Origin of the sequence: Bradyrhizobium sp. NBAIM18 (assembly GCF_020193825.1) — a bacterium.
Classification (GTDB): domain Bacteria; phylum Pseudomonadota; class Alphaproteobacteria; order Rhizobiales; family Xanthobacteraceae; genus Bradyrhizobium; species Bradyrhizobium yuanmingense.
The window spans coordinates 177503-190015 of sequence record NZ_JADYVO010000008.1 but is presented as its reverse complement, the minus strand read 5'-3'; the positions used below and the strand labels follow the sequence as shown (position 1 = coordinate 190015).

Here is a 12513-nt window from a genome sequence, read left to right as displayed (position 1 = left end):
TGGACCCCAAAACGTGCTTGACCGAACCCTCGTCACGATCGCCGAGACGGAGACCATTGAGGAAGCCTTCCGGCGCCTGAACGCGAACATGCTCGGCATCCTGTTCGCGCAGGACGCGAGTGGGCGAATCGTCGGCGCCGTGACGGACGGCGACATCCGCAGGCGCATGCTCACCGGTATCACGATCCAGGACCGGGTTGTGTCCTGCATCAACCGCAAATTCGTCTGGGCACCGACCGGCGGGCCACGCGAGCAGATCCTCAAGCTGCTCGACCAGCGCGTCCACGTCGTGCCGATCCTCGATGGCGAGGGACGGCTGGTCGACGTGTTCAGCCGCGAACTGTTCAACCTGTCGGAAGAGAGCGAGGTGTTCGCGCGCGCCCGCTCGCCGGTGCGGATCAGCTTCTCCGGCGGCGGCACCGACCTGACGCACTACTTCGTGGCGAATGACGGCGGCGCGGTCATCAGCGCCACGATCAAGATGTACGCTCACGCGACGCTGCGGCGCCGGAGCGATCCCAGCATCCGGATCTACTCGCACGACTTCCGCCGCACGGTCGAGGCCGACAATCTCGCCGAGCTCGGAACGGGCGGAGATCTCGCACTGATCAAGTCCGTCGTGCGCCTGATCAAGCCGACTTACGGATTCGAGCTCGAAGTGTCCGCCGACTTCCCGGTCGGCTCCGGCCTCGGCGGCTCCGCGGTGGTCTCGTCGGCGATCATCGGCTGCTTCAACGAATTTCGCAGCGACCAGTGGGACCGCCACGAGATCGCGGAGATGGCGTTCCAGGCCGAGCGGCTGATGCTCAACATCCCAGGCGGCTGGCAGGATCAGTACGCCACCGTGTTCGGCGGATTCAATCACATGGAATTCTTCTCCGACCAGAACACCATCGTGCCGCTCCGCCTCGATCCCAACATCATCGCCGAGCTCGAGGAGAGCCTGGTGCTCTGCTACGTCGGCGCGGGGCGCGATTCCGGTGCCATTCACCGCGACCAGAAGGCTCAGCACGAGACCAGCGACGCGGTGGCCGCAGCTGCCAAGCAGAAGGAAGTGACGCGCGACATAAGACGGCATCTGCTGCGCGGCCAACTGCTGGAATGCGGCCGGCTGATCGACGAGGCTTGGCACGCCAAGCGGAAGCTGAGCTCCAAGATCTCGTCGGACGCGATCGACGCGATCTATGATTTTGCCAAGCAGCATGGCGCGGTGGGCGGCAAGTTGCTTGGCGCCGGCGGCGGCGGTTACTTCATGTTCTTCGTCCGCCCGTTCGAACGCTACCAGCTGATCGCGGCGCTGGAACAGCAGGGGCACAACTGTTCGCGCATCATGTTCGAGGAGAACGGGCTGCGGACGTGGAAATCGCGTGTTCCCGCCCAGCTAGCCTGACGCATATGAGACGAGAATGTTGATGACATCGCCCAAACAGCCTGCTCCGGTCCGCATCGGCAACCGTCTTCTGGGCGATGGCGAACCCTGCTACGTCATCGCCGAGATCGGCAACAACCATAATGGCGATTTCGACCGCGCCATTGCGCTGGTCGATGCCGCGGTCGCCGCCGGAGCTGATTGCGCCAAATTCCAGATGCGCAAGCTCGACGAGGTCTATCGCGCCTCGAGCCTGTCCGGCAAAGACGACGACCTCGCCGTCGAATATACGCTCGATCTTCTGCGCCGCTTCGAGCTGCCGACCGCGCAGCAAAAGAAGATCGCCGAATATTGCGCAGCCAAGGGCGTCGAGTACCTCTGCACGCCCTGGGACGCCAAGAGCGTCGCCGTGCTCGAAAGCTTCGGCGTAGAGGCCTACAAGGTCGCGTCCGCCGACCTCACCAACCTGCCGCTGCTCGCCCGCCTCACCGCCACCGGAAAGACGCTGATCGTCTCGACCGGCATGAGCACGACGGACGAGATCAAGGCCGCGGCAAAGTTCCTCGACGACCGCAATGCCAGCTATGTGCTGCTGCATTGCCAGAGCACCTACCCGGCCGCGCTCCACAACATCCATTTGCGTTTCATGGAAACGCTGCGCGAGATCCATCCGGTCGTCGGCTATTCCGGCCACGAGCGCGGCATTGCCGTTTCGACGGCCGCCGTCGCGCTGGGCGCCGTCGTCATCGAGCGCCACATCACGCTCGATCGCGAGATGGAGGGGCCGGACCATGCCGCAAGTCTCGAGCCGGAGGAATTCAAGGCGCTCGTCTCCGGCATTCGCGAGGTGGAAGCGGCCCGCGGCGAGAAGCTCGCCGAACGCGCGCTGAGCCAGGGTGAGCTGATCAACCGCGAAAACCTCGCCAAGAGCCTGGTGGCCGCGCGCGACCTGTCGGCCGGCACCGTGATCTCCGAAAGCGACATCGCCGTGAAGAGCCCGGGACAGGGCCTGTCGCCGCTGAAGATGCCGGCGCTGCTCGGCCGCAAGCTGACGCGAACGATGGCGGCCGACGACTATTTCTTCCAGAGCGACCTCAATGAAGGCGCCGCGAAGGCGCGGCGCTACCGCTTCGACCGCCCCTGGGGCGTTCCGGTGCGCTATCACGATACCGAACGCTTCTTGGAAATCTGCGAGCCCGACATCATCGAATTCCATCTCAGCTACAGCGACATGGAGCGCGATCCGGCAGCCTATCTGTCGGGCACCTATGATCTCGGTTTCGTGGTGCATGCGCCGGAGCTGTTTGCCGGCTCCAAGCTGATGGACCTCGCAACGCCCGACGAGGCGCTGCGGCGCTACTCGCTGGAGCAGACGCAGGCGGTCATCGACATCACCCGCGGCCTGAAGAAGTTCTTCCCCAAGACCAAGCGTCCGCCCATCGTGGCCAATATCGGCGGCTTCACCATGGACGAGCCGCTGTCGCCGGAAGAGAAAGCCGAGCGCTACCGCATCTTTGCGCAGAGCTTGACCGAGCTCGACATGGAGGGTGTCGAGCTGACGCCGCAGACCATGGCGCCGTTCCCCTGGCATTTCGGCGGCCAGCGCCACCAGAACATCTTCATCTTCCCGGAGGAATCGGCCGCGTTCTGCGCCAAGCATGGTTTGCGCATGTGCGTCGATATCTCCCACACCAAGCTCGCCGCCAATCATTTCGGCTTCGACTTCGCGCAAGGCCTCGCCCAGCTCGGGCCGCACACCGCGCACCTGCATTTCGGAGACGCCAAGGGCCTCGACGGCGAAGGTCTTCAGATCGGCGAAGGCGAGATCGATTTCGACGAGATCGGACAGGTGTTGCGCAAGCATGCACCGACGGCATCGTTCATTCCCGAAATATGGCAGGGCCACAAGAACATGGGCGAAGGCTTCTGGACCGCGCTCGAGCGTCTGGAGGGACACATCTGATGGCGCGCAAGACGCTGGCCGTGATCGCCGCGCGCGGCGGCTCCAAGGGCATCCCGCACAAGAACCTGCTCGATCTCTGCGGCAAGCCCCTGATCGCCTGGACTGTCGAACAGGCCCGCGCGGCGCGCGGCGTCGACGTGGTGGCGGTCTCGTCGGACAGCGAGGCGATCCTCGCCGCGGCCGAGGCCGCCGGCGCGGTCGGCGTTCGGCGTCCGGACGACATTTCGGGCGACCTCGCCTCCTCCGAATCCGCCTGGCTGCATGCCCTCGATGCGACCGAGGCGCAACTGGGCCGGTTCGAGCGCGTGGTCGCGCTTCAGGCCACATCGCCGATCCGCGAGCCCGGCGACATCGAGAACGCACTTGAGACCTTCGATCGCGGCCATCTCGACAGCCTGCTGTCGGTCTGCGAAGTCGAGGACTACTTCAACTGGCGGATCGGCGCGAACGGCCCGGAGCCGATCAATTACGACTATCGCAACCGCCGCATGCGCCAGCAGATCGAGAAGCGCTACCTCGAGAACGGCTCGTTCTACGTCCTGATCCCATCCCTCCTGCGCGAGCAGAACAATCGTCTCGGCGGCAAGATCGGCTTCCACGTCATGGATCGTCACAAGATGTTCCAGATCGACCGCCCCGAGGACGTCAAGCTTTGCGCCGCCATCATGCGCAGTTACGGCTATGCCTGATCTCAGCGCCTTCTCGCTCGCAGGCAAGATCGCGGTGGTCACCGGCGCCTCGCGCGGCATTGGCGCGGCGATCGCGAGCGGCCTCAAGGATGCCGGAGCCACCGTGTTCGGCCTCAGCCGGTCCGGAACCGCGCCGCAGGGCGTCACCGCCATTGCCTGCGACCTCTCCGACGACAGCGCGATCGAAGGCGCATTCCGCAGCATCGCGGCAAAAGGCAATCGGATCGACGCACTCGTGAACGCCGCCGGCATCAGTCTTCCGGCCCAAGGCGGCGAAAGCGAGCTAGCACGCTTCCGTGCCACGGTCGCAACCGATCTCACCGGCGTCTATGCCACCATCCTCGCCGCCTATCCGCTCCTGAAGAACGCGGGCTCGGCGGCGATCGTCAACGTCACCAGCATCAATTCTGTGCGCGGCTTCCCCGGCAATCCCGGCTACGTCGCGGCAAAGGCGGGTCTTGCCGGGCTGACGCGCGCTCTGGCCGCCGATTACGCACCGGACGGCATCCGCGTCAACGCACTTGCGCCGGGCTACGTCGCGACCGAGATGACCGCGAAGAGCTATGCCGACCCCGTCATGCACGAGGATCGGCGCCGCCACACCATGCTCGGCCGCTGGGGGCAACCCGCCGACATGGTGGGTGCCGCCGTTTTTCTGGCCTCCGAAGCCTCCGCCTATGTGACCGGCCAGGAAATCTTTGTCGACGGCGGCTGGATCGCCAAGGGCCTCGCCATCAGTTCGGATAGCACATCGTGACCGCAACGCTCGAACGCATCGGCTTCATGCAGGGACGCCTGTCGGCCCTGGTCGACGGCAAGATCCAGGCGTTCCCGTGGAACGAATGGCGGGAGGAATTTCCCCGCGCCAAGGCGCTCGGCCTGACCCGGATGGAATGGACCATCGACCAGGAACGGCTACGCGAGAACCCGCTGATGACCGAGCCGGGACAGCAGGAGATTCTGACGCTGGCACGCGAAAACGGCGTGCGCATCCCGAGCCTGACCGGCGATTGCTTCATGCAAGCACCGTTCTGGAAGGTCGATGCGGTCGTGCGCGATGCTCTCGTCAACGATCTCGATCTCCTGATTGCCGCCTGCAGCCGCATCGGCATCGCGTTCATCGTGGTCCCGCTGGTCGACAACGGCAAGATCGAGCGCGAGAGCGAGAGCGACACGCTCAAGCGGGTGCTGATCGCCCGCCGTGAACAGCTCGTGAGACAGAACGTCAAGATCGTCTTCGAGTCCGATCTGCCGCCGCGCGACCTCGCCCGCTTCATGGAGGCGTTTCCGGCCGAGGTTTTCGGCATCAACTACGACAGCGGCAACAGCGCTTCGCTGGGCTACGACAGCGCCGAGGAGATCGAGGGCTACGCGCCCCGCATTCTCAACGTCCATGTCAAGGACCGCGTGCGCGGCGGCACCACCGTGCCGCTCGGCACCGGCAACGCCGATCTCGCCAAGACGATCCGGCTGATCGAACGCTCTGGCTACAAGGGACAGTACATCCTGCAAACCGCGCGGGCTAGCGATGGCGATCATGCCGGCGCGCTGGCGAAATATCGCGACATGACGGTCCGCTGGATCGAGGATGCCGCGCGATGAGGCTCGAGCTGGAGGATCGCGTCGCGCTCGTCACCGGCGCCAGCCGTGGCATCGGGCTCGCGATTGCGACGACGCTCGCAGCAGAAGGCGCCAGAGTCGCGCTCGCCGCTCGCGGCGCAGATGCGCTCGATGCCGCGCGGGCTACGGTCGGCGGCAGCACGTCGGTCCACGTGGCCGATGTCACCGATCCGGCTGCCGCAGCGGGGCTGCTGCACGAGGTCGAACGGCAGTGGGGGCGCCTCGACATCCTCGTCTGCAACGTCGGGAGCGGCGCTTCCGTGCCGCCGGGGCAGGAAAATGCGGCGGAATGGTCGCGGGTGATGGATCTCAATTTCTTCGCCACGACCAACATGATCGAGGCTGCACGGCCGCTGATGGCGCGCGGCAGCGGCGACCGGTCGATCGTCTGTATCTCCTCGATCGCCGGCATGGCGGCGCTGGGCGCGCCCGTCACCTACTATGCCGCGAAGGCGGCGCTGAACGCCACCGTGCGCGGGCTGGCACGCCCGCTGGCGCTCGAGGGCATCCGCATCAATGCGGTCGCGCCCGGCAACATCCTCGCCGCCGACGGCACCTGGGCGCGCAAGCTCGCCGAGAACAGGGCCGCGGTCGAGGACATGCTTGTTCGCGAGGTGGCACTGCGCCGGCTCGGCAAGCCGGAAGAGATCGCCGACCTCGTCGCATTCCTCGCCTCGCCGCGCGCGGCGTTCATTACCGGCAGCGTCATGGTCGCCGACGGCGGCCAATTGCGCGGCTGAACAGGAGCTCCCGATGGCAAGCCCGTCCTCGCGCTATGACCTGACCGGCCGCACCGCTCTCGTGACCGGTGCAGGCGGCCTGCTCGGCCGGCAGCATGTCGCCGCGCTCTCCGAGGCCGGCGCGCGCGTCGTCGTGACCGACGTCGGACTTGCGCAGGCCGAAGCCGCCGTTGCCGCACTCAAGCAGAATGCGCCGTCCGCCGACCTGATCGCGCTTGCGATCGACGTCACCACACTCGATTCGGTGCGCGCTGCGCACGAGCAGCTTTCCGGCCGCGGCGTCTCCGTCGACATCCTCGTCAACAACGCGGCCATCGATCCCAAGGTGACCTCCGCACCCGGCGTGATGCATTCCTCCCGCTTCGAGGCGTTTCCGGTGCCGCAATGGCAGACCGAGATCGCCGTGGGCCTGACCGGCGCGATGCTATGCGCTCAGGTGTTCGGCGGTGCAATGGCATCGCGTGGCCACGGTGTGATCCTCAACATCGCCTCCGATCTCGGCGTGATCGCGCCGGACCAGCGGCTCTATCGCCAACCGCAGGTGACGCGCGAGGAGGAGCAGCCGGTGAAGCCGGTGACCTACTCCGTGATCAAGCACGGGTTGATCGGGCTGACGAAATATCTGGCGACGTACTGGGCCGATCACGGCGTCCGCGTCAACGCGATCTCGCCGGGCGGGGTCTTCAACAACCAGGATCCGGCCTTCGTCGAGCGACTGACGCGCCTGATCCCGATGGGCCGCATGGCCGAGGTCGACGAGTACCGCGCCGCGGTGCAGTTCCTGTGCTCGGATGCCTCGAGCTACATGACCGGGCAGAACCTGGTGATGGATGGCGGTCGAAGCGTGTGGTAGCCGCGGCGCGCCGCTCACGACGAAAGCGACACCGCTCTGCGCTGCTCGCCGGACGTAGCTCCTAAACTTTGGAAACCGCAGAGCGGCGAAACAAGCGAGTTTTGTCGGCGAGCACCCACGGGAGAACGGGACGGCCCAACATCTGCCAACGCTCCTCCAGAATGATCGCGGCGAACAGCGCGGCAATTTTGATCCAATATGTCGGCGTCGCCGCAAAGTTCAGCATGCCCCCGATGTACATGACGTAGAAGCCATACAGCACATAGAACGACAGCATTGCCGTCAGATATCGCCCGGCAACGATTGAGCGGATCATGATCGCGGAAATGAGCGCCGTGAGCCAGCCGGCTCCCAGCAGAAAGAACCAGCTAAAATAGGGACCAAACAGCTCGAAAAAGATTTCAGGAAATCCACCTGCGAATTGAAACCCGCCCGTGATGTGCTCCGTCGTCCGTGGCTCACCGATCGTTTCGGACATCAGGAACTGCGGTGTCGTGTTTCGTCCCGCAACGATGGGACGCCCGAACAGGGCATCGAAGGCACGGCGTGCATCCCAATCTCCGTTGACCAGAACACGCTGATAGGACGCCCATCCTATCTCTGACGGCTGCACGAGAGCGCGCTCCACGAAAGCGCCCCGCGCGGCCTCTCCTTCGTATCCTCTGACCCTGGTCAGATTCCAGTAGAGCGCGAATGCAATCATCGCGACCGTCGCCGCTATGATGCCGGTGCCCGCCAGTACGATGCGGCGATCGGCGATCCGAGGCAGCAAGCTTAACGAACGTCCGCCTGCAAAGCCTCGAGCCTGAACGAGCAAAGCCGCCGAGAACGGTATGATAAAGAATCCACAATATCGGTAGAAGGGCGAGAAGCGCCCGCCTACGAGAAACATGTAGAAGATCATCGCAGCCAGCAAAACCAGAAAGCGATAATCGTATCGCCGCCGTCGCAACCACTCAGCCACGAACATGGTCCCCCACCAGAAGCAGACCATGTCGCCTCGCTCGATCACAAAGCGATGAAGAAAATTGGCCTGCTCGTTGAAGGTCCAACGCTCGATCTTGGCGAACAGTGGAATGACGCCCCCCTGGATCAGAGCGCCGAAAAGCAGGATCAAGAAGAGGACCGACACGTAGAATGTGACGTCCGACAGAGTCAGTTGAGATTGGCTCGGATGCGGCTCGGGAACTGGAGCCGACCGAGCCCAATCATCCAGCGCCTGCGCATTGAAGACCCAGAGGAATGGAAGAAGCGTCAGAAAATAGGCGATCGACTGGAACACAGTCATGACGCCGGGACCAATGAACATCTGAAGCTGGGACGAAAGGATGGGCCCCGAGAGATCGATGTAGAACGAGGAGATCGTCCGCCACACGAAGGTAAACAAAAGAAAGGCGAGGCACAGGAAAATTGTCGATCTGAAGCGCAACAACCAAACGATGAAGAGCAGTATCGAGACACCAGCCAAAAGGGTCATGGCCAGCTCTACCCGACCCGGACCGATCGCTTCAGAAGGAAAGTCAAAAGGCCAATGAAAAGGACGATGCCCAAGCCCGCCAGAATGGCTCTTTGCACGAGATTGACCTCCCTGGGGCCTTCCATCACAGGAGATGATCCATCCTGCAGGCCTGTCATCCTCACGGTGCGCTCGCTATAGGTCAGTAACGCAATGCGCGTTTCGACATTGAGAATTCCATCAACTGAGCCCCCGGGGCTCGACATCAAGGCCGTGCCATCCGGCCGAGCCGGCGTAACGTATATGTCGCCCTTCTTGAGCGAATCGCTCAGGCGCACCTTTGCATCTTGAAGGCTGTCGCGCACGGAACGCAACAATTCCATTCTCGGTTCAAGCAATTTCTGATGAACGGCCTGGATTGCGGCAACGGCCTGTTGAAGCAGGATCAGCGCCTCCTCCTTCGAGGCGGAACTTGCCTCCAGACGGATGATGGAATCGTCTATGACGATCCCGCGCAACGAAGCTCCGGCGAACGCCCCCCGGCGGTCGTGAAGTGCCTTGCGAGCATCGGCAAGTACACTGTCTTGGAACTGAATCCCTCCGATCCGTGTCACCAGCTCACGGGCACTCTCTACGCGTTCGACGGTCATCGCAGACCGGCCGAGAAGGCCGTCAAGGCTGGGCATTGTACCAAGTGCAATCGTCGCACTTGCGGTCCAGGATTCCACCTTTCGGCCGACGTCCAGGGAACCGAGAGCAGCCAACAACATGGCTCCGATGGCGAGCGAAAGAACCCAATGCTTCCGTACTGTTCGGATAGCGACATCGGACCACCTCGCAAGCTGCGGACGAACTGAAGCTTGGGGCGCACGCTCGATCATGGGCATGTACTCTTGTCCCGGACACAATATGAACGGAAAGCTCCATACCGTGAATGGGGCGCCCGGTCGACATCATACTAAGCAATCTATGGTTGATTAATCGGCCCCTGTGCCAAATTCTCGAGGAACCATTGTGGCCCTGGCCGCCCTCGGTCCGTCCTGCCGTCTGATCCACCAAAGGTGACCCGCGACTTTCGTCAGGCTCAAGCCTTGGTCGCCCAAGCGGCCGCTGGACATGAGGGCGCTCTTGCTACCGGAACGAGTGCCGCCATCTCTGCGCTCCAGTCCTTGCATTGGGGCTGCGGCTCCCGTATGACCGAAACTAGCTATGTGAGTTGGTATCTGCCTCAAACAGGCAGAACATCGGCCTTTCTTGGACCTACACCGTGCTTCAACGACCGCTCGTCAGCATCACTCCGATCGTGGCCATTCCGGCGAGGAAATGCTGACGTGCGCTGGCAAACAAAGGCGCGGGCGTTCTCCGTATTGTCGAACATTCCCTGGGGCGAAGACCTGCATTACGCCCTGCAGCGCTACATCACACGACGGCTGCCGCGCCCCGAACGACAGGTCAGGTCCATCTATACGCTTGCGCAGCGGCTGCTGGGCGTCCACGACAGGTACAGCATCCGACCGTTACGGGATTCGACTTTTTACGAGTTCGGCGCCGGGCGGGATCTGATCATTCCTCTCGCCTTCAGTGCACATGGGGCGCGACGCTTCATTACCGTCGACATCGAGCGCTTGGCCAAGCTGGAACTGATCCGCGCCAACGCAGCCGTGATTTCTCGACTGAGCGGGACCGACCACCCCGACTTGAACTCCGTAGAGGACCTCGAGCGTTACTGGCACATCGACTACCGCGCACCGGCCGATGCCCGAACGACAGGCCTGCCAGCCGGTTCGATCGACTGCGCGGTCTCGGTCGAAACGCTTGAGCACATTCCCAAGAGCGACATCGCGGCGATCCTGAAGGAGTTGCGACGCATCATGCGCCCTGACGGGCTTATCCTCATGCAAATCGACTACGGCGACCACTTCAAAGGCTTCGATCCGTCCATCAGCTCATTCAATTTCCTGACCTATTCCGACGAGGATTGGGCGCCCTTCCAATCTCGCTTCCAATACGTCAATCGTTTGCGCCATAGCGAATATCTGCAGCTGTTCAGAGAGGCCGGATTTGAACTGCTCAGCGACCAACCAGACCGCCGGCCACCTGAGCAGCAGATCCTGGAACGGTTGGCACCGCGCTTTCGAAATTTCTCTCCTGAGGATCTGTTCACGCTAGGCTCCCTGATCGTTGGCCGCCCGACTGACCTGCCGAAAGGAAATTGAGGATCGCCAATTCTCGGCTGCTGCGACGGGCCCCATCCTAGAGATCTCGCGATGTGGACGATCACATTTGTCCTGACCTTGCTGTTCTTCCTGATCCAGCTCGGCACAGTTGGCTCCGCCAGAACCTACATCCTCTCGGACCCGTATACGATAGGCATCGTCCGGGCGACCACCGGCGCGCCGGCCGCCTATCTGTTCTCCAGTCTGGACACCGTGAACGAAATGATCGCAACAGGTGCAAAATCGGTCGTACGCACGACTCTGCAGCCGGCCGAAGGAGATCAGCGGCTTGCAGATACTTGCAGCCTGATCGCCCCTCTGGTGCGCGTCGTGTTGCATCACTCATGCCATCGGAGGGACAAATCATGCTGAGACAAGCCGTCATCCTCGTCGGTGGGCTCGGCACCCGCCTTGGCGAACGCACCAAATCCGTGCCGAAGCCGATGCTCGAGATCGGCGGCCGGCCGTTTCTCGACACGCTGATCGATGAACTCGCCCGCTATCAGGTCTTCGATGAGATTCTGTTGCTTGCCGGCCACAAGGCCGACATCGTCGAGAGCCACTACGCCGGCGCGGCGCGGGGCCGGGCAAAGATCGTCGTGTCGCGCGAAACCGAGCCGCTCGGTACCGGCGGCGCGCTCGTGAACGCACGGGATCTGCTGCACGACCGTTTCCTGCTGCTCAATGGCGACTCGCTGTTCGACTTCAACCTGCTTGATCTGATCGCGCGTGCGCGGGACGGTCGGATTCACATGGCATTGCGCGACGGCGTCGTCGGGGACCGCTACGGGCGCGTCGCACTCGATGGCGACGTGGTGCGCGATTTCATCGCCCCGGGTGCGGGCGCCACGGGGCCGGTCAATGCCGGGATCTACGTCGTCGACAAGTCCGTTCTCGCCGATATCGCGAAACTTCCCGCCTCTCTCGAACAGGACGTGTTTCCCGGCCTTGCCGCGCGCGGCGAGCTGCGCGGCACCGCCTATCGCGGCTATTTCATCGACATCGGCATCCCCGACGATTTCGCGCGCGCCGATCGCGAGCTGCACGAGAAGCTGCGGCGTCCCGCCGTGTTCTTCGATCGCGACGGCGTGCTCAACCATGATTCCGGCTACACATTCGAGACGCACAAGCTCGAATGGATCGACGGGTCACGCGAGGCCGTGAAGACCGTCAACGACGCCGGCTATTTCGCCTTCGTCATCACCAATCAATCCGGCGTCGCGCGCGGCTATTACGAGGAGCATCACGTCGTCACCCTGCACCGCTGGATGGCGGAGCAGATGGCGCTGGTCGGCGCGCATATCGACGCCTTCGAATATTGCCCCGATCATCCCGAGGGAACCGTGGCCCGCTATTGCCGCGTCAGCGACCGTCGCAAGCCGGCGCCGGGCATGATCGCCGACCTGGCGCAGCGTTTCCCCATCGACATGGCGCGCAGCATGGTGATCGGCGACAAGCCGAGCGACCTCGAGGCCGCGCAGGCTGCCGGACTTCCCGGCCATTTGTTCCAGGGCGGCAATCTCGAGGCGTTCGTAAGAGCGCGCCTGAACGCGGCCGGCAACACTTAGATGGCGCGTCAAAAACTGCTGCATTCCCGGGCATTTGTC

General features: G+C 63.3%; 12 protein-coding genes. 10 read left to right on the top strand and 2 right to left on the bottom strand.

Features of this window, described 5'->3' with window-relative positions; translation table 11 throughout:
- Window positions 1-13 precede the first annotated feature (13 nt).
- The 7 genes from I6F17_RS19985 to I6F17_RS19955 are packed head-to-tail and all read left to right on the top strand — an operon-like array spanning window position 14 to window position 7234.
- Window positions 14-1390: a CBS domain-containing protein gene (locus I6F17_RS19985; RefSeq protein WP_225130478.1), complete on the top strand. Its 1377-nt coding sequence runs from the start codon at window positions 14-16 to the stop codon at window positions 1388-1390.
- A 22-nt stretch (window positions 1391-1412) separates the two neighbouring features.
- Window positions 1413-3332, top strand: coding sequence for an N-acetylneuraminate synthase family protein (locus tag I6F17_RS19980; protein ID WP_225130477.1), 1920 nt, complete (start codon window positions 1413-1415; stop codon window positions 3330-3332).
- Entirely contained in the window at window positions 3332-4021 is a 690-nt protein-coding gene (locus I6F17_RS19975; protein ID WP_225130474.1) for an acylneuraminate cytidylyltransferase family protein, read from the top strand. The genes I6F17_RS19980 and I6F17_RS19975 overlap by 1 nt, the downstream gene beginning before the upstream one ends.
- The gene (locus tag I6F17_RS19970; RefSeq protein WP_225130472.1) at window positions 4014-4778 is read left to right on the top strand and encodes an SDR family oxidoreductase; all 765 of its coding nucleotides are present in this window, start codon (window positions 4014-4016) and stop codon (window positions 4776-4778) included. The genes I6F17_RS19975 and I6F17_RS19970 overlap by 8 nt, the downstream gene beginning before the upstream one ends.
- Window positions 4775-5623: a TIM barrel protein gene (locus I6F17_RS19965; RefSeq protein WP_225130471.1), complete on the top strand. Its 849-nt coding sequence runs from the start codon at window positions 4775-4777 to the stop codon at window positions 5621-5623. Before I6F17_RS19970 ends, I6F17_RS19965 begins: the two co-directional genes overlap by 4 nt.
- Complete coding sequence (locus I6F17_RS19960; RefSeq protein ID WP_225130469.1) at window positions 5620-6381, top strand: SDR family NAD(P)-dependent oxidoreductase; 762 nt, start codon at window positions 5620-5622, stop codon at window positions 6379-6381. The genes I6F17_RS19965 and I6F17_RS19960 overlap by 4 nt, the downstream gene beginning before the upstream one ends.
- Before the next feature lie 13 nt (window positions 6382-6394).
- The gene (locus I6F17_RS19955; protein WP_225130466.1) at window positions 6395-7234 is read left to right on the top strand and encodes an SDR family oxidoreductase; all 840 of its coding nucleotides are present in this window, start codon (window positions 6395-6397) and stop codon (window positions 7232-7234) included.
- A 61-nt stretch (window positions 7235-7295) separates the two neighbouring features.
- Here I6F17_RS19955 and I6F17_RS19950 read toward each other — a convergent pair whose 3' ends face one another.
- Together I6F17_RS19950 and I6F17_RS19945 are read right to left on the bottom strand one after the other, a co-directional pair.
- Window positions 7296-8711 (bottom strand): DUF6418 domain-containing protein, encoded by a 1416-nt coding sequence (locus I6F17_RS19950; protein ID WP_225130464.1) that lies wholly within the window; start codon window positions 8709-8711, stop codon window positions 7296-7298.
- Window positions 8712-8719: 8 nt separating this feature from the next.
- Window positions 8720-9577, bottom strand: coding sequence for a hypothetical protein (locus I6F17_RS19945; protein ID WP_157784013.1), 858 nt, complete (start codon window positions 9575-9577; stop codon window positions 8720-8722).
- 444 nt (window positions 9578-10021) lie between these two features.
- Here I6F17_RS19945 and I6F17_RS19940 point away from each other — a divergent pair, with 444 nt between their 5' ends.
- The 3 genes from I6F17_RS19940 to I6F17_RS19930 are packed head-to-tail and all read left to right on the top strand — an operon-like array spanning window position 10022 to window position 12474.
- Window positions 10022-10906, top strand: coding sequence for a class I SAM-dependent methyltransferase (locus I6F17_RS19940; protein ID WP_225130462.1), 885 nt, complete (start codon window positions 10022-10024; stop codon window positions 10904-10906).
- Window positions 10907-10957: 51 nt separating this feature from the next.
- Window positions 10958-11278, top strand: coding sequence for a hypothetical protein (locus I6F17_RS19935; protein WP_225130460.1), 321 nt, complete (start codon window positions 10958-10960; stop codon window positions 11276-11278).
- Window positions 11272-12474 (top strand): HAD-IIIA family hydrolase, encoded by a 1203-nt coding sequence (locus tag I6F17_RS19930; protein ID WP_225130458.1) that lies wholly within the window; start codon window positions 11272-11274, stop codon window positions 12472-12474. The genes I6F17_RS19935 and I6F17_RS19930 overlap by 7 nt, the downstream gene beginning before the upstream one ends.
- The last annotated feature ends 39 nt before the right edge of the window (window positions 12475-12513 follow it).